The sequence below is a fragment of the Actinomycetospora sp. NBC_00405 genome, from assembly GCF_036044095.1.
In the GTDB taxonomy this organism is placed as follows: Bacteria; Actinomycetota; Actinomycetes; order Mycobacteriales; family Pseudonocardiaceae; genus Actinomycetospora; species Actinomycetospora callitridis.
On the sequence record NZ_CP107938.1, the window covers coordinates 3,448,144 to 3,463,513 of the forward strand.

The 15,370-nt window shown below is 74.6% G+C and carries 19 protein-coding genes; 7 read left to right on the forward strand and 12 right to left on the reverse strand.

The annotated features are described in order from the left end of the window. Window positions 1-4 precede the first annotated feature (4 nt). The gene (wrbA, locus tag OG774_RS16960) at window positions 5-622 is read left to right on the forward strand and encodes an NAD(P)H:quinone oxidoreductase (RefSeq protein WP_328302515.1); all 618 of its coding nucleotides are present in this window, start codon (window positions 5-7) and stop codon (window positions 620-622) included. Between the two features lie 46 nt (window positions 623-668). Next, window positions 669-1,277, forward strand: a complete 609-nt coding sequence (locus tag OG774_RS16965; RefSeq protein WP_328302517.1) for a maleylpyruvate isomerase family mycothiol-dependent enzyme — start codon at window positions 669-671, stop codon at window positions 1,275-1,277. A 66-nt stretch (window positions 1,278-1,343) separates the two neighbouring features. On the opposite strand, the gene OG774_RS16970 is transcribed toward OG774_RS16965, so the two are convergent. The 6 genes from OG774_RS16970 to OG774_RS16995 all read right to left on the reverse strand — a co-directional run bounded on the left by OG774_RS16970 (window position 1,344) and on the right by OG774_RS16995 (window position 6,624). Next, complete coding sequence (locus OG774_RS16970; RefSeq protein WP_328302519.1) at window positions 1,344-2,057, reverse strand: DUF2267 domain-containing protein; 714 nt, start codon at window positions 2,055-2,057, stop codon at window positions 1,344-1,346. Between the two features lie 44 nt (window positions 2,058-2,101). After that, on the reverse strand, window positions 2,102-2,671 hold the full coding sequence (locus OG774_RS16975; RefSeq protein ID WP_328302521.1) for a dimethylsulfonioproprionate lyase family protein: 570 nt from the start codon (window positions 2,669-2,671) through the stop codon (window positions 2,102-2,104). Next, window positions 2,671-3,465 (reverse strand): ABC transporter permease, encoded by a 795-nt coding sequence (locus OG774_RS16980; RefSeq protein ID WP_274195881.1) that lies wholly within the window; start codon window positions 3,463-3,465, stop codon window positions 2,671-2,673. The genes OG774_RS16975 and OG774_RS16980 overlap by 1 nt, the downstream gene beginning before the upstream one ends. Beyond that, entirely contained in the window at window positions 3,462-4,478 is a 1,017-nt protein-coding gene (locus tag OG774_RS16985; RefSeq protein WP_328302525.1) for an ABC transporter ATP-binding protein, read from the reverse strand. The genes OG774_RS16980 and OG774_RS16985 overlap by 4 nt, the downstream gene beginning before the upstream one ends. Before the next feature lie 154 nt (window positions 4,479-4,632). Continuing rightward, on the reverse strand, window positions 4,633-6,246 hold the full coding sequence (gene mdlC / locus OG774_RS16990) for a benzoylformate decarboxylase (RefSeq protein ID WP_328302528.1): 1,614 nt from the start codon (window positions 6,244-6,246) through the stop codon (window positions 4,633-4,635). 126 nt (window positions 6,247-6,372) lie between these two features. Further along, the gene (locus OG774_RS16995) at window positions 6,373-6,624 is read right to left on the reverse strand and encodes a hypothetical protein (RefSeq protein WP_328310996.1); all 252 of its coding nucleotides are present in this window, start codon (window positions 6,622-6,624) and stop codon (window positions 6,373-6,375) included. A 153-nt stretch (window positions 6,625-6,777) separates the two neighbouring features. Between OG774_RS16995 and OG774_RS17000 the strand changes: the two genes are divergently transcribed. Further along, entirely contained in the window at window positions 6,778-7,938 is a 1,161-nt protein-coding gene (locus OG774_RS17000) for an epoxide hydrolase family protein (RefSeq protein ID WP_328302530.1), read from the forward strand. Between the two features lie 49 nt (window positions 7,939-7,987). Here the strand turns inward: OG774_RS17000 and OG774_RS17005 are convergent, their stop codons facing one another. Further along, window positions 7,988-9,040 carry a zinc-binding dehydrogenase gene (locus OG774_RS17005; RefSeq protein ID WP_328302532.1) on the reverse strand — a complete coding sequence of 351 codons (1,053 nt, stop codon included), beginning with the start codon at window positions 9,038-9,040 and terminating at the stop codon, window positions 7,988-7,990. Between the two features lie 82 nt (window positions 9,041-9,122). Between OG774_RS17005 and OG774_RS17010 the strand changes: the two genes are divergently transcribed. Beyond that, a complete protein-coding gene (locus tag OG774_RS17010; RefSeq protein ID WP_328302534.1) occupies window positions 9,123-9,713 on the forward strand; it encodes a TetR/AcrR family transcriptional regulator in 591 nt (196 codons plus the stop codon). Window positions 9,714-9,716: 3 nt separating this feature from the next. Here OG774_RS17010 and OG774_RS17015 read toward each other — a convergent pair whose 3' ends face one another. Together OG774_RS17015 and OG774_RS17020 are read right to left on the reverse strand one after the other, a co-directional pair. Next, window positions 9,717-11,024, reverse strand: a complete 1,308-nt coding sequence (locus tag OG774_RS17015; protein ID WP_328302536.1) for a DNA polymerase IV — start codon at window positions 11,022-11,024, stop codon at window positions 9,717-9,719. 4 nt (window positions 11,025-11,028) lie between these two features. Next, on the reverse strand, window positions 11,029-11,496 hold the full coding sequence (locus OG774_RS17020; RefSeq protein ID WP_328302538.1) for an HAD family hydrolase: 468 nt from the start codon (window positions 11,494-11,496) through the stop codon (window positions 11,029-11,031). Window positions 11,497-11,573: 77 nt separating this feature from the next. Between OG774_RS17020 and OG774_RS17025 the strand changes: the two genes are divergently transcribed. Then, the gene (locus OG774_RS17025) at window positions 11,574-11,780 is read left to right on the forward strand and encodes a DUF2795 domain-containing protein (protein ID WP_274192283.1); all 207 of its coding nucleotides are present in this window, start codon (window positions 11,574-11,576) and stop codon (window positions 11,778-11,780) included. A gap of 86 nt (window positions 11,781-11,866) precedes the next feature. Here the strand turns inward: OG774_RS17025 and OG774_RS17030 are convergent, their stop codons facing one another. Continuing rightward, window positions 11,867-12,130, reverse strand: coding sequence for a hypothetical protein (locus OG774_RS17030; RefSeq protein ID WP_328302542.1), 264 nt, complete (start codon window positions 12,128-12,130; stop codon window positions 11,867-11,869). 85 nt (window positions 12,131-12,215) lie between these two features. Then, window positions 12,216-12,458: a hypothetical protein gene (locus OG774_RS17035; protein WP_274195872.1), complete on the reverse strand. Its 243-nt coding sequence runs from the start codon at window positions 12,456-12,458 to the stop codon at window positions 12,216-12,218. 209 nt (window positions 12,459-12,667) lie between these two features. On the opposite strand from OG774_RS17035, the gene OG774_RS17040 reads away from it, so the two are divergent. Continuing rightward, window positions 12,668-13,414, forward strand: coding sequence for a hypothetical protein (locus tag OG774_RS17040; protein WP_328302545.1), 747 nt, complete (start codon window positions 12,668-12,670; stop codon window positions 13,412-13,414). A 3-nt stretch (window positions 13,415-13,417) separates the two neighbouring features. On the opposite strand, the gene OG774_RS17045 is transcribed toward OG774_RS17040, so the two are convergent. Further along, complete coding sequence (locus OG774_RS17045) at window positions 13,418-13,714, reverse strand: hypothetical protein (protein WP_328302547.1); 297 nt, start codon at window positions 13,712-13,714, stop codon at window positions 13,418-13,420. Between the two features lie 208 nt (window positions 13,715-13,922). Here OG774_RS17045 and OG774_RS17050 point away from each other — a divergent pair, with 208 nt between their 5' ends. Beyond that, entirely contained in the window at window positions 13,923-15,332 is a 1,410-nt protein-coding gene (locus OG774_RS17050) for an FAD-dependent oxidoreductase (protein ID WP_328302549.1), read from the forward strand. Window positions 15,333-15,370: the final 38 nt, after the last annotated feature.

Below are 15,370 nucleotides of genomic sequence, written 5' to 3' on the forward strand. Positions count from 1 at the left end.
CTCCGTGACCGCCTCGACCACCAGGGCGCCGCGCATCGTCGTCGTCTTCTACTCCGCGACCGGCAACGTCGCCGCGCTCGCCGAGTCGCTCGCGCAGGGCGCCCGGGACGCCGGCGCCGAGACCCGCGTCCGGCCCGTCGCGGAGCGCGCCCCGGCCGAGGCCATCGAGGCGAACCGGCGGTGGAAGGCCTGGGTCGAGGACAACCCCTACGACACCGTCGCCTCGCTGGACGACCTGGAGTGGGCCGACGGCCTCGCGATGGGCAGCCCGACCCGCTTCGGCAACAGCGCCGAGCAGCTCAAGGCGTTCCTCGACACCACGGGCGGGCTGTGGGCGCAGGGGAAGCTCGCCGGTCTGGTCGGCACGTCGTTCACCAGCGCCTCGACGGGCCACGGCGGGCTCGAGGCGACGATCCTGTCGATGAACAACGTGCTCTACCACTGGGGCGCGCTGGTCATGCCGCTCGGCTATGCCGCCGACGCGTCGCTGATGTCGTCGGGCAACCCGTACGGCGCGTCCTGGGTGTCGCGGAAGTCGGCCGCCCCCGACGACGCCGCCCTCCAGGCCGCGCGGATCCAGGGAACCCGCCTCGCGGAGATCGCCGGCAAGCTGATCGCCTGAGCACCCGTGAGTGATTTCCACGGCGATAGCCGTGAAAATCGCTCACATGCTGGAGGGGTACGCCGAGGCGGCGCAGGTGGTCACCGAGCTGGTCGGGCGGGTGCCGCCGGACGCTTGGGACGCGCCGGCGCTGGGTGAGTGGGACCTGCGCTCGCTGGTGGGGCACACCAGCCGCGCGTTCGTCACCGTGCTGACCTACCTGGAGCGGCCCGCCGACACCGAGGACATCGACTCGCCCGAGGGCTACTACGCCCTGATGCCGTCGATGACCGGCGAGGGGATCGACCAGGCTGCCGTCGCGCAGCGCGGGCGCGACGCGGGCGTGGCGCTGGGCGACGACCCGGCCGCGGCGTTCGCGACGCTCGCCGAACGTGCCGTCGCGGCGACCCGCGCCGCCGACCCGGACGCGCTCATCACGACGATCGCCGGTGGCCTGCGCGTCGCGTCCTACGTGCCGACGCGCACGATCGAGCTCGTCGTCCACGGGTACGACATCGCGACCGCGACCGGGCTCGACGTGGCGTTCAGTGCCCACACGACGACCCAGGTGATCACGGTGCTCGCCCGCACCGGCGTGCGCCTCGGCCACGGCCCGATGCTCCTGCACGCCCTCACCGGTCGCGGCTCGCTCCCGCCAGGGTTCTCGGTGGTCTGAGGGGCCTCCGGCCCATGTGAGTGATTTGGGTCGCCACGGCGACCCACATCACTCACGTGCGAAGCATCAGCCCCCCGCGCCGATCGCGCCGACGATCTCGTCGAAACGGGCGGCGAGGTCGAGGTCGATCTCGGCGACCACCTGCATGCTCTCGGTGCGGGCGCGCACGGTCACCGAGGTGGGCGTGCGGTCGAGGATCCGCAGCCGGGCGCCGAGCTCGCTCTCGACGCGCCGCAGGCGTTCGAGGACGAGGTCGAGGCGCTCGGGCGGCAGCTCGACGGTCCGTTCGATGCCGCTCACGTCGCCCGACCACTCGGGCAGGCGCTGCAGCTCCCGGGCGAGCTCGTCGGCGTCCACCGGCTGGGGGCGGCCCTGGGCGGCCTCGGACGCGGCGTCGGGCGGGAGCGTCGGTCCGGTGCCGCGCAGGTCCGCGGGCACGACGCGGCCGATCCGCTCGCCCAGGTCGGCGTCCTCGGCGCCCAGCTGGCCGATCACCGCGGTCAACGCGTAGCGGGCGCGCTCGGGGGCCCACCCGCTGCGGCGCGCGACCTCGTCGACGAGGCCGGCCTCCGTCGGCGTGCCCCCGCCACCGTTCACCCGGTCGACGCCGGACTCGATCTCGAGCAGGTTGGGCAACGCCTCCACGAGCGCGGTGCGGTCGTCCCCGGGCAGGTGCTCGGCCAGTGTGGCCAGCACGGCGTCGGCGGCCCGGCGCGCGTCGTCGGTCTCGGCGAAGCCACCTCGGGTGGCGACGCCGGCGAGGAACTCCTGGTGTCGCATGGACCCGGGCCTACCCGGAGCGCGGGGCCCCACAATCGACGACCTCAGCAGAACGCCGCGGACGTCCCCACCTCACCGATCCAGACGTAGGCGAGCAGGACGGGGCGGTCGCCGGTCCACATCCCGTGGGGCTGCCAGGACTCGTGGTGGACCAGGACGCCGGCGGGCTCGGGCGCGGGCTCGGCGGCGGCCGCGTGCACCCACCGGATCACGCCCGCGGGCAGGTAGAACTCCTCGGCCGGGTGGTGGTGCGGCGGGTACCGCACGCCCGGGCCCAGCAGGACCAGGCCCAGCGCGACGTCCTCGGCGGCCGCCAGCGTGGCGTGCGCGTAGAGATCGAGGAACGACGCGTCGGGCGGGCTCGCGACGTACGCCGCGGTCTGCTGCCACCGCGCCGCCGCCGCGAGCGGACCGAGGAGCCCGGCGAGGTCGGCGTCGACCTCCTCGCCGGCCCGCGCCACGGCGTCGTCGAGGTGGGCGAGCACCGGGAGCGCACTGTCCGGGCCCTCGGTCCCCACCACGGGCCGCTCGAGAGCCGCCGCCTGCGCCGCGAACCCCCGGGCGGTCATCGCCGCCGCGAGCCGACCCCGCAGGGCGTCGAGCCCGCCCGCCATCAGTCGAGCGCGCGGCGCACGAACCCCTGGATGCCGACCGCCCCGAAGAGCAGGCACGAGGCCACGAGCGCCAGCAGGCAGAGCCAGCCCGGCAGGTGCGGCACCGCGGGCGTCAGCGCGCCGCGCAGGCCCTCGGAGACGTAGGTGATCGGGTTGAGCGCGCAGATCACCTGGAACCAGCGCAGGTTCTCCAGCTGCAGGAACGGGAACTGCGTCGACCCGGTGAACAGCAGCGGCGTGATCACCAGGGCGAACACCACGTTGATCTTCCTGGGCGACACCAGCGTACCCAGGACCAGCCCCGCGGCCCCACCGGCCAGCGAGCCGAGCACCAGCAGCACCGCCGCGAACGGCAGGCCCGAGAGCACCCAGTTGACCTCGTCGAGCACGATGTAGCCGACGGGGATCATCACGAGCGAGCCGAACAGGCCGCGCGAGGCCCCGAACACGATCTTCTCGACCGCGACGAGGCGCGTGGACAGCGGCGCGAGCAGGCGGTCCTCGATCTCCTTGGTGTACGAGAAGTCGATCACCAGCGGGATCGCCGTGGCCTGCACGGCCACGAAGAACGCGTTGAGGGCCAGCAGCCCGGGCAGCAGCAGCTGCGCGTAGCCCGGCGTGACGTAGCCGAGCTGGCCCAGCACCACGCCGAACACGAACAGCAGGAAGAACGGCTGCATCAGCACCTGGCTGATGAAGCTGCCGAACTCCTTGCCCGTGACCGCGAGGTCGCGGCCCAGGACACCGAGGAACGCGCGGCCCTGCCCGGGCCCGACCTTCACCGGGGCGCTCACCGCAGCCCCCTCCCCGTCAGGTCGATGAAGACGTCCTCGAGCGTCGGCTCGCCGAGCTCCACCTGCGAGACCACGGCGCCGGCGTCGGCCACCGCGGCGAGCACCGACGGGAGCGCGGCCCCGGCCTCGCCGTCGCACCCCACCCGCAGGTGCGTGGCGGACGCGGCCTCGCCGGACAGGTCCTCGACGCTCGACACACCGCGCAGCTCACCCAGCCGCCCCATCAGCACGTCCACGTCGGCACCGGTGATCGTGAGATCGATGGTGGCCTCGCCGGGCAGGGCCGCCACGAGCGCAGACGGCGTGTCCAGCGCGAGCAGCTTGCCGTGGTCGACGATGCCGACGCGGTCGGCGAGCTTGGCCGCCTCGTCCATGTCGTGCGTCGTGAGCACCACCGTGACGCCGGACGCCGCGAGCTCGGTGACGCGGTCGTGCACGAAGAGGCGGGCCTGCGGGTCGAGCCCCGTCGACGGCTCGTCGAGGAAGAGCACCTGCGGGTCGTGCATCAGACCGCGCGCGATGATCAGGCGCTGGGCCTGGCCGCCGGAGAGCTCGTCCGGGTTGGTCTTCGCCTTCTCCGCGAGCCCCATCCGTTCGAGCAGCTCGTCGGCCAGCCGACCGCGCTGCGCCCGCGGGACACCGTGGTAGGCGGCGTGCCAGACGAGGTTGCCCCGGGCGTCGAGCGAGCGGTCGAGGTTCGGGCGCTGCGGCACGACGCCGAGCACGGCGCGCGCCCCGACGGGGTTGGCCGCGACGTCGATGCCGGCGACGGTGGCGAGACCCGAGGTCTTGGTGACCCGCGTCGTCAGGACGCCGACCGTCGTGGTCTTGCCGGCGCCGTTCGGGCCGAGCAGCCCGAACACCTCCCCCCGGCGCACCGCGAAGCTCAGCCCATGGACCGCGGGCGTGGTGCTGCGGCCGTAGCGCTTGACGAGATCGCGCACCTCGACCGCGGGCGCGGCGTCCGGTGTCTGCTCGTCGGCCGACGGCCGCGTCGTGGTCTCCGTGCTCACGCGTGGTCCTCCCCCGCGCCCCGGACCGTTCGGAGGGCGCCCGCGCGACGCTACGCCCGGGGTACGACGGACCTCGTGTCGATCTCGGTGCTCGGTGATGCTCATGACTCGTCACCGTGCGACCTCGACGACGGTCGAGGTCAAGCGGACGGGCTCAGCCCGCCGCGGGCGGCACCGGGACGTGGACGAGGCGCGGCCCCGGACCGGCGACACCCCGGCGCACCGCGGCGCGGAACTCCTCGACCGTCCCGACCGTCTCGGCCGGCACCCCGTAGCCCTGCGCCAGGGCGAGGTGGTCGATCGCGGGCAGGTCGAGCCCCGGCACCTTCGGGGTCTGCTCGCGCTGGGCGAACCACTTGAGGATCGCGTACTCGCGGTTGTCCAGGACGATGATCGTCACGGGCACCTGCTGGGCCGCCGCGGTGGCGAGCGACTGGATCGCGTACTGCAGCGAGCCGTCGCCGAGCACGGCCACCACGGGACGCGAGGGGTCGGCGATCGCCACGCCCACCGCGGCCGGCAGACCGAAGCCGAGCCCGCCCGAGGTGGTGAAGTACGAGCTGCCCGGCTGCGTGATCGGCAGCCGCGCCTGCTGGGTCGCCCGGTGCGAGGGGGCCTCGTTGACCAGGACACCGCCGTCCGGCCACTCCTCGGCGAGGGCGGTGAAGAGCTCCTCGGCCGAGACCCGGCCCTCGCCGCCGGGGCGCGGCGCCTCGAGCGCCCGGCGGGTCGGCGGCGCCGCCCGATCGGCCGGGCCCGGCCCCACGCGCTCGAGCAGCGCGCGCACCGTGAGGGCGGGATCGGCGACGACCGCGTCGCCCATCGGGGCCCGCGCGGCCTGGTCGTGGTCGGCGGTGACGTGCAGCAGGCGAGTGCCCTCGGGCAGGAACGTGCCGGCCACGTAGGGGTAGTAGCGGAACACCGGCGCGCCGACGACGAGCACGACGTCGAAGGGCTCGAGGGCCTCGGCCACGGGCGCGATCGCCATCGGCAGCGGGCCCCGGAACTGGGGGTGGTCGGTGGGGAAGCCGACGCGCCCCTCGACGGGCGGCGCGAACACCGCGGCGCCGACCCGCTCGGCGAGCGCCACGGCGTCGTGGAAGCCGCCGGTGGCGTCGACGTCGCCGCCGACCACGAGCGCCGGGGCGCGGGCGGCGTCGAGGGCCTCGACGAGGACGTCGAGCCCCGCCGGGTCCGGGGCCGCGCGCTGGTGGACCCGGCGGCCGGCGACGAGGTCGGCCGCCTCGGTGGCCGGGTCGAGCACGGCGTCCCAGTCGTCCATCGGGATCGACACGAACACCGGGCCCCACGGCGGGCTGGTCGCGACGTGGATCGCGCGGGCGAGCACGGCGGGGACGTCGGCCGGGCGGGCCGGCTCGAGGGAGAGCTTGACCGTGGGCCGCGGCAGCATCGTCGCGTCCGGGTTCGTCAGCAGGGCCTCGAGGTTCATCATCGGCCGCACCTGCTGTCCGGCCGTGACCACCAGCGGCGCCCCGTTGGCGGAGGCGTTGACCAGGGCGCCCATCGCGTTGCCGACGCCGGGCGCGGTGTGCAGGTTGACCAGGGTCGGACGCCCGCGCGCCTGGGCGTAGCCGTCGGCCATGCCGACGACCGCCGCCTCCTGCAGCCCGAGGACGTACCGGAAGTCGTCGGGGAGCTCGGAGAGCATGGGGAGCTCGGTGGACCCGGGGTTGCCGAAGATCGTGGTCATCCCGTGCGCCCGGAGCACCTCCAGCGAGGCCTCCCGGACCGTGGGTCCCTGCACCATGCGTCCTCCCGCCGGTCGTGGCCGATCACGGCGATGATCGCCGTTCTCCGTCGCCGGCGGCAGGAGTACCCCTCGATCTGAGGACCATCCCGGTGTCGGTGGGGGGACACGGCACCGGGACGGCCCTCAGCGCGGCCGGTGGAGGCGCGAGAGACGGATGACGACGTCGCGCAGGCCGTCGTTGTCGAACTCGCGCCGCATCTCCTCGGCGCGCAGGGTGGCCTCGACCCCTTCGTAGGGTCCGTGGGCGTCGAGCTCCCCCGTCTCGGGATCGAACACCAGCACCACGTAGCCGTCACACTCGTCCAGATCCACTGCTGCGGCGAGCAGGGCCGCCGACCGATCGTTCATCACGCTGATCACCTCCACCTCGTGCATCGCCACCATGAGGCCCGGTGTGACACCTCGGGGCGAAGTTGGCTCGTTCGGGTCACGAACTCCAGCCTTCGGCGTGTCGTCGCACCACGCGTTCGGAGGTGCCCTACGCGGCCGTCCAGCGAGGGGGGCGTCGTGTGGTTACGGTGCCGACCCGTGGCCACCCACGCACCCGTGCCCGCCGGGGATCCCTCCGTCGAGATCGTGCCGTTCGTGCTCGACGTGCCGCCCGAGCAGCTCACTGACCTGCAGGAACGCCTCCGCCGCGTGCGCCTGCCCGAGCCCGCGACCGACGCGGGCCAGGGGCTGGGCCTCGACGCGGTCGCCGAGCTGTGCCGCGCCTGGCTCGAGGAGCACGAGTGGCGTCGCGTCGAGGACGAGCTGAACCGGCGGGGTCAGTTCCGCACCGCGATCGATGGTCTCGGAATCCATTTCCTCCACGTACGGTCACCTAGAAGTGACGCACAGCCACTGCTCGTCACACACGGGTGGCCCGGCTCGGTGGTCGAGGTCCTGGACGTCCTCGACGCCCTGACCGACCCCGGCGACGACTCGCTGCCCGCCTTCCACCTGATCGCGCCGTCGCTGCCCGGCTTCGGGTTCAGCGACAAGCCGACCGGCCCCGGCTGGGGCGTCGACCGCATCGCCGACGCCTGGGCCGAGCTCATGACCCGCCTCGGCTACGAGCGCTTCCTCGCCCAGGGCGGCGACTGGGGCGCGATGGTCACCACCGCGCTGGCCGTCCGCCACCCCGACCGCGTCGCCATGATGCACACGACGATGCCGCTCGCCCCGCGTCCGGACGGGTTCGACGACGCGACCCTCTCGGAGACCGAGCAGCGCTGGCTGGCCGAGTCCGCCGAGTTCCGCCGCGTCGGCTCGGGCTACTCGGGCCAGCAGCGCACGCGGCCGCAGACCCTCGGCTACGGCCTCGTCGACTCGCCGGCGGGCCAGCTCGCCTGGATCGCCGAGAAGTTCGTGGCCTGGACCGACGGCGACGGCTTCGGCGGCGTACCCCGCGACCGCGTGCTCGACAACGCCTCGATCTACTGGCTCACCGCGTCCGGGGCCTCGTCGGCGCGCCTGTACTGGGAGAGCTTCGGCGGCATCGACACCTCGAGGCCCGTCACTGTGCCCAGCGCGGTCTCGATGTTCCCGGCCGAGATGGTGAAGAATCCGCGCCCCTGGGTGGAGGCCCGCTACGTCGACCTCCGGCACTGGAACGTGCTGCCCACCGGCGGGCACTTCGCCTCGCTCGAGGTCCCCGGCGACTTCGTCGACGAGTTGCGGGCGGCCTTCGCGCTGGCACCTCACTGAGCACCGAACGCGCTGTTCGCTGCTTCTACGCGCACGAAGTCCCCGTTGATCACGGCGTGACGACGATCTTCCCCACGTACTCGCCGCGGCGGAACTCCTCCTGCGCGGCGTGGATCGACGCCAGCGGGTACGACGCCGCGATCCGGGGCCGGACGCGCCCGGCGACGGCGTCGTCGACGAGCGCGGCGAAGTGCGTCGGCGTGTGCATCGACGAGCCGACGAGCGACACGTTGTGCAGGTAGAGCCTGCGCAGGTCCAGGTTCACTGACGCACCGCCCAGCGCGCCCGCCACCACCCACCGCCCGCCGTCGCGGACGTACTCGAGCAGGGCCGGCAGCAGGGGACCGCCGACGACGTCGACGACGGCGTCCAGCGCCCCGCCCGCGGCGTCGTGCACGGCCTCGGCGACGGCGTGCGGGTCCGGCCCGCGGACCACGACGGCCGCGGCACCCGCCTCGCGCACGGCGTCCTCCTTCCCGGCCGCGGTGAGCGCCACGACGCGCGCGCCCCGTGCCGACGCGAGCTGGACCGCCGCGAGGCCGACCCCGCCCGAGGACCCGGTGACGAACACCGTCTCGCCCGTGACGATCCGGCCGCGCGCGAGCATCCCCGCCGCCGTCCCGTAGGCGACCGGCAGCGCTGCGAGCTGCTCGTCCGACAGCGGCGAGTCCGTCACGTCGTGGGCACGCCCGTCCGCCGCGAGGACGTAGCCCGCGAACCCGCCGTCGGCCTCGCTGCCGAGCAGGCCGATCGGGCCGGCCTCCGGGCCGGGGCCGTCGTAGAACGCGGGGTCGACGACGACGCGCCGGCCGACCCGTCCGGGGTCGACGCCGTCGCCCACGGCCGCGATCTCGCCGGCGATGTCGCCGCCCTGGATGCGCGGGAAGTCCACCGGGCCGCGCCAGCCCGCGAGGGCGTCCGGGTCGCCGGGGAGCCCGTAGGCGCCGCGCCGGGTCCAGAGGTCGGTGTTGTTGAGCGCCGCCGCCGTCACCCGCACGAGCACCTCCCCCGCGCCCGGCTGGGGCACCGGGACCGTGCGCAGCTCCAGCACCTCGGGTCCGCCGAAGCCCGTCAGCACCGCGGCCAGCATGGTGTCCTCCACCGATCCTCCTACACAGGTCTGTGAACCACTCCGACGCAGAGTAGGTTCACAGCTCGGTGAACACAACGGCAGGAGGCGGAGCATGACGACGACGGGCGAGGGGCCGCGCCTGACACCCGGGGCGCGGCGCATCCTCGAGGTGGCCTCGGCGCTCTTCTACCGCCACGGCATCCACGCGATCGGCGTCGACACGATCGCGGCCGAGTCGGGCGTCACCAAGCGCACCCTCTACGACCGCTTCGGCTCGAAGGACGAGCTGGTGGCCACGTACCTGCGGGCCCGGGACGAGCGGTGGCGCGCGCGCGTCGTGGCGGCGGTCGAGGCGGAGACCGATCCCGTGCGGCGGGCGCTGGCCCCGTTCGCCGTGCTCGAGGGCTGGGTCGACGACGCGAGCCGGGGGTGCGCGTTCGTCAACGCCTTCGCCGAGCTCGACCGGCCCGACCACCCCGGGCGCCCCGTGATCGACGACGAGAAGCGCTGGCTGCGGGAGCTGTTCGTCCGCGAGCTCGGGCGGGCGGGGGTCGCCGACCCCGACGGCCTGGCCCTGCAGCTGCTCGTCGTGCACGAGGGCACGCTGGTGACGCACGCGGTGGCGGCGGAGCCGGCGGCCCTCCGGGCGGGCTCGGCGATCGCGCGGCAGCTGGTGGCGGCCGCGGTGGCGCGGGAGGCGTGAGCGTCAGCCCAGGCTCGCCGCCGGATCCGCGCGGGTCAGGGCCGGGTCGTCGGCGGCGTAGGTGATCGCCCGCCCCGGGCCCGAGGACGCGGTCTCGAAGCGCAGGGTGACGCGGCCGTGGCCTGCGCCCTGCACCCATCCGTGCCCGTGCTCGGGATGGGTGACGTCGTCGCCGGTGCGCCACTCGCGACGGGGCTCCGGCTCGGGCTCCGGCAGGGGCGCCACCTCCGGCACGGGGGCGGGTGTCGTCGGGGTCTCCGGGAACAGCGCCTCCTGCACGGCCGTGGTGAGCCCGGAGAACGAGACGCCGACGAGGCGCACGCCGGCGTCGGGCAGGGCGGCGACCGCGAGGCGCTGGGCGGTGTCGGTGAGCGTGCCCAGGTCGGTCGTTGCGACTGCGTGGGTCTCGGCGCGGCTCGTCGTCCCGAACGACGAGCTCCGGATCTTGACGCTGACGGTGCGCGCCGCGCGGTGCGAGGCGAGCAGGCGGCGGTGGGCGCCCTCGGCCAGCTCGGCGACCGCGGTGCGCACGGCGCCGAGGTCGGAGAGATCGGCGTCGAACGTCGTCTCCGCGCTCACCTGCTTGGCCTCGCCGCGCTCGACCAGCGGCCGGTCGTCGATGCCGCGCGCGAGGCGGTGCAGGCCCGTCCCGACGGCCGTCCCGAGCAGCGAGGTGACGTCGGCGAGGTCGAGCGCGGCGAGCTTGGCCACCGTGTCGACGCCGGAGCGGTGCAGCGTCGTCTCCGCGACCGGGCCGATGCCCCAGAGCGCGCGGACCGGCAGCGGGTCCAGCAGCGCCCGCTCGCCACCCTGGGCCACCACGTGCACCCCGTCCGGCTTGGCGAGGCCCGACCCGATCTTCGCGACCTGCTTGCCCGACCCGGCGCCCACCGAGACCGCGAGCCCGGTGACGGCGCGGACCTCGGCGCGCAGCCGTTCGGCGAACGCGCGCACGTCGTCGGCACCCGCGTCGGCGAGGGCCTCGGGCTCGGCGAAGGTCTCGTCGTAGGCGATCTGCTCGAGCACCGGCGCCCAGGCCCGCACGACACCGAAGAAGCGCTCGGAGAGCACCCGGTAGAGCGCGGTGCGCGGGGGCAGCGCCACGGCGTGCGGGCACAGCCGCCGGGCCTGGCCCATCGGCATCGCCGAGCGCGCCCCGCACTCCTTGGCCTCGCCGCTCGCGCCGGCCACGATCCCGCGCGGGCCCAGACCGCCGACGAGCACCGGGCGCCCGCGCAGCGTCGGACGGGTCAGCTGCTCGGCCGACGCGAAGAACGAGTCGAGGTCGAGGTGCAGGACCCAGCGGGGCACGGTCTCAGGATGCCCGCAACGACCACAGCTCGTCCGGGTGCCCGAGCACGGCGCGCGCCCCGGCGGCGTGCAGCGTGTCGGCCCGCGACCCGCCCCAGGCCACGCCGACGGGCACCAGGTCGTGCGCGACGGCGGCGTCGAGGTCGGCGGGGCTGTCGCCCAGCATCGGCGTGCCCGGCTCGGCCGCCGTGATCCCGAGCCCGAGCAGCGCCTCGCCGACCACGGCGTCCTTGCCCGCGTACACACCGTCGGCCCCGCGTCCCGCGACCTCGGTGAAGCACGCGAGGACCCCGAGCCCGGCGAGCACCCGGCGGGCGAGCGCCACCGACGCCGACGTCGCGACGGCGAGCGGCACGTCCCGCGCGTGCAGGGCCTCGACGAGCGCGATCACCCCGGGGGCCGGGCGCGTCGTCCCGGGCACGGTGAGGGTGCCGTCGAGATCGAACACCACGGCCGGGAACGGGGGCGCCACGGCCGGGAGTGTCGCGCACCGGACGGTTCGGGCGTTGAGGGACGGTTCGAGCGACGGGCGGTCGGCTAACCGCCGGCATGGGTTACGACGTCACGCAGGTGCAGAAGACGCTCGCCGGGTTCCAGTACCCGGGCGGGCCGCAGGAGCTGGCCGACCACGCCTCCTCGAACGGGGCCGACCAGCAGCTCGTCGACACCCTCAAGGGTCTCGACAAGGACCAGTTCGACGGCCCCAACGCCGTCATGGCGAAGCTCGGTGACGCCGGGGTGCTCGGCGGCAGCTGAGGCCCCGCGACGAGAACGAACGGCACTTTCGCTCCGTCCGACGGAGCGAAAGTGCCGTTCGCTTCTGCTGACGGCCTACGCGTGCCTCAGTGCGGCAGCGTCGGCAGGCCCCGCTCGACCATCTCCCGGGCGCCCTCGATCGTCCCGTCGCCGACCCACGTGTTCGGGTCGAGCTGGGAGACGTTCCAGCCGCCCGGGCGCACACGCGTCGAGTACAGGAACGTGTCCTTGTTCTCGACCCACTGGATCTCGTAGTCGATCGGGCTCGGTCCCACCGAGCTCCACCGCCACGCGGCCCCCGAACCCCGGGACGTCTCCTTGACGGAGACGCCGTCCACCTCGATGGCCATGCCCACCCCTCCAGGCTCCGTTGAGCCGATCGGAGCAGCAATCTACCGGCCGATCGGGGAGTCGCACGCGCCCACTCGCGTCCGCTCACGCGGCCGAGCGGGGTGCCCACCCCTCTCGGGTCAGGGCACCGACGATGCGCAGCGCCTCGGGGCGGTGGGTGTCGGGGTGATGCGTCGTCCAGCTCCACTGCTCGCACTCGGCGTGGAGGAGGTGCGCGACGACCGTGACGGCGTGCTCCCGGTCGGCGGCGTCCACCGCGACCGCACGCGGGTGCGTCCCCGGGCGCAGCAGCGCGGCGACGGGAGAGTGGGCGGGCACAGCACTCATGACGACCTCCCTGCCGGACCGTCGACCGGACGGACCCGGGGCGGGTGGGCGAGCCGCGACGACGTCGACGCGTGCCTGACGCACCGAGCGTGACCGACCGGTGACGCCGGAGGGAACAGAGCGGGATCCGGGCCACAGCGCGCGGACCGGGACGTTCGCCACAGGCGAGGCCCCGGTCCGGGCCGCGGCGGCCGGGCATGATGACCGCCATGGCCACAGCGAAGGAGCCGGCGGCCGGTTGGACCGTCGAGCTCGACACGACCCCGGGACGCCGCCAGGCCCAGGAGGAGTTCGTCCTCCACCACGCCGACGGCACGGACGAGCGCCTCGTCCTGCACGACTATGCGCGGGTGTACTCGGTGCCCGGCCTCTACGAGGAGGTCGTCCAGCACCGGCTGCAGTGCGCGTCGCCCGCCACCGTCGCGACCGCGCTCGCCGAGGCCGTCGCCGCGTCGGGGGCGTCGGTCGACGACCTGCGCGCCTTCGACCTCGGCGCCGGCAACGGCGTGGTCGGCGAGGAGCTCCGCGCCCGCGGCGTCACCGTGGTGGCCGGCGCGGACGGTGTGTCGGAGGCCCGCGACGCCGCGCACCGCGACCGTCCCGGCCTCTACGCGCACTACCTCGTGGGCGAGCGGCTCGACGTCGACGAGGTCAGGCAGCTGGTGCGCGACGAGGGGCTGACCGCGCTGGTCGCCGCGGGCGCCGTCGGCGAGGGTCACGTCCCGGTCGACGCCCTCGCCCAGCTGTGGGACGCGTTCCCGCCCGGCTCGTTCCTCGCCCTGACCCTCGCCGGCGGCGACGCCGGCCAGGACGCGACGGACGTCGAGGCCATGCTCGCCGCGACCGAGGGCTCCGAGCACCCCTCGCGCACCGTCGTCCGGCGCACCTTCCGGCACCGCCTGTCGATGGCCGGCGCCGAGCTGCACTACCTCGTGCTGGTGGCCGTCAAGGAGTAGCGCTCAGGCGCTGCCGCGCACCAGCGTGAGCCGGGGGCGGTGCGCGGGCGGCGTGACCGCCGGGCGGCTGGGCTGGGGGCCGGGCCGCGACCCGGTGTGCGGTCCCCGGCGCGAGCGACGGGGCCGCGCGCCGCCGACGAGCCCGACGAGGTCGTTGACGAGATCGTCGGCCAGTTCCTCGGACAGGACGCCACCACCGGCGTAGTCGTCGAGCACGTCGACGCCGCGGCGCCACGACACGCTGGTTCCGGCTCGGTCCTCGTGGGCACCGTGCCGGGCCCCGACCTCGTCGCTGATCATCACGAGCGACGTTAGCCCTGGTGACGCGGCATTCTCGCGCTCGATGATCCCATGGAGTGATGCCTCGACCGAGGACGGCTCGGGCCACGCCCCGGCTCGGGATCACTCGTCCGTCGGCGTGTCCGGCCGCGGTGTGGCGCCGCACACCCGGTTCCGACCGTTCCGGCAGACGGGTGCGCGGCAGGTCCGGGTGGGCCACGATGTTCTGGTGGAGAATCACACGACGCGACCCCACCACGTCGCCGTCGTCGGTTCCGGGCCGTCGGGGTTCTACGCCGCGGCCGCGTTGCTCGACGCGGGAACTTGCGGTGGGCTCGACGTCCGGGTGGACATGTTCGACCGGTTGGCCACCCCGTGGGGCCTGGTGCGGCTGGGCGTCGCCCCGGACCACCCGAAGATCAAGTCGGTGAGCGCGCAGTACGACAAGACCGCCCGCCGCGAGGAGTTCCGGTTCTTCGGACACGTGCACCTGGGGGATCCCGAGGAGCTCCGCTCGAGCGGGGAGAGCGGCGGGGTGATCACCCGCGACGAGCTCCTGGAGCGCTACGACGCGATCGTCTACGCGGTGGGCTCGCAGACCGAGCGCCGGCTCGGGATCCCCGGCGAGGACCTGCCCGGCAGCATCGCCTCGGTCGACTTCGTCGGTTGGTACAACGGCCACCCCGACCACGCCGCCCTCGACCCGCGGCTCGATTCCGAGCGCGCGGTGGTGATCGGCGCCGGCAACGTCGCCCTGGACGTGGCGCGGATGCTGCTGCTGCCCGAGGCCGACCTGCGCGCCACCGACACCGCCGACCACGCCCTCCAGGCCTTCGTCGCCTCGGGGGTGCGCGAGACGCTGATCTGCGGGCGCCGCAGCGTGCGCGAGGCCGCGTTCACCACCACCGAGCTGCGCGAGCTCGACGACATCGCCGACCTCACCGTCGTCGTCGACCCCGAGCAGGCCCCGCCCGGGATCGCCGACGACGACACGCTGACGAAGGGTGCGCGCCGCAACCTCGAGCTGTTCAGCGGCTGGGCGCAGAAGGGCCCCGATCCCGACGCCAAGCACCGCATGGAGTTCCGGTTCCTGCGCTCGCCCGTCGAGATCCGCGGCGACGGCCGGGTCGAGGAGATCGTGCTGGGGATCAACCGCCTCGAGACCGGCGAGGACGGGCGCACCCGCGCCGTCGACACCGGCGAGCGCGAGACCGTCACGACCGGACTCGTCCTGCGTGCCGTGGGCTACCGGGGGGTCGCCCTGCCCGGTCTGCCCTTCGACGACGACAGCGGCACCGTGCCCCACACCGAGGGCCGCGTCGACGGGCACGACCGCGAGTACGTCGTCGGGTGGATCAAGCGCGGGCCCACCGGGATCATCGGCACCAACAAGAAGGACGCCAACGAGACCGTCCGCCACCTGCTCGCCGACCTCGCCGAGCGCGCGCCGATCGAGCAGGCCGACGACCACCACGACGCCGTCGAGGCCTGGCTGCGCGAGCGCTGCCCCGACCTCGTCGACCAGGAGGGTTGGGAGGCCATCGACGCCCACGAGCGCGGGCGCGGCGAGCCCCACGGCCGGCCGCGGGTCAAGGTCGTCGACCGCGACCACTTCATCGAGCTCTCGCGCCCCCGCTGACCCCGTGAGCGATGTTCGCGGCCATGGCCGGGAACATC

What these genes read in the sequence shown, in the direction of transcription:
- mdlC (WP_328302528.1), bottom strand. Translation starts at nt 6,246, where the DNA reads ATGGTGCAGGGACCCACGGTCCGGGAGGCCTCGCTGGAGGTGCTCCGG.
- OG774_RS17025 (WP_274192283.1), top strand. Translation starts at nt 11,574, where the DNA reads ATGGGTTACGACGTCACGCAGGTGCAGAAGACGCTCGCCGGGTTCCAG.
- OG774_RS16975 (WP_328302521.1), bottom strand. Translation starts at nt 2,671, where the DNA reads ATGGCGGGCGGGCTCGACGCCCTGCGGGGTCGGCTCGCGGCGGCGATG.
- OG774_RS16965 (WP_328302517.1), top strand. Translation starts at nt 669, where the DNA reads ATGCTGGAGGGGTACGCCGAGGCGGCGCAGGTGGTCACCGAGCTGGTC.
- OG774_RS17030 (WP_328302542.1), bottom strand. Translation starts at nt 12,130, where the DNA reads ATGGCCATCGAGGTGGACGGCGTCTCCGTCAAGGAGACGTCCCGGGGT.
- OG774_RS17035 (WP_274195872.1), bottom strand. Translation starts at nt 12,458, where the DNA reads ATGAGTGCTGTGCCCGCCCACTCTCCCGTCGCCGCGCTGCTGCGCCCG.
- OG774_RS16995 (WP_328310996.1), bottom strand. Translation starts at nt 6,624, where the DNA reads ATGCACGAGGTGGAGGTGATCAGCGTGATGAACGATCGGTCGGCGGCC.
- OG774_RS17045 (WP_328302547.1), bottom strand. Translation starts at nt 13,714, where the DNA reads ATGATCAGCGACGAGGTCGGGGCCCGGCACGGTGCCCACGAGGACCGA.
- OG774_RS17010 (WP_328302534.1), top strand. Translation starts at nt 9,123, where the DNA reads ATGACGACGACGGGCGAGGGGCCGCGCCTGACACCCGGGGCGCGGCGC.
- OG774_RS17040 (WP_328302545.1), top strand. Translation starts at nt 12,668, where the DNA reads ATGGCCACAGCGAAGGAGCCGGCGGCCGGTTGGACCGTCGAGCTCGAC.
- OG774_RS16970 (WP_328302519.1), bottom strand. Translation starts at nt 2,057, where the DNA reads ATGCGACACCAGGAGTTCCTCGCCGGCGTCGCCACCCGAGGTGGCTTC.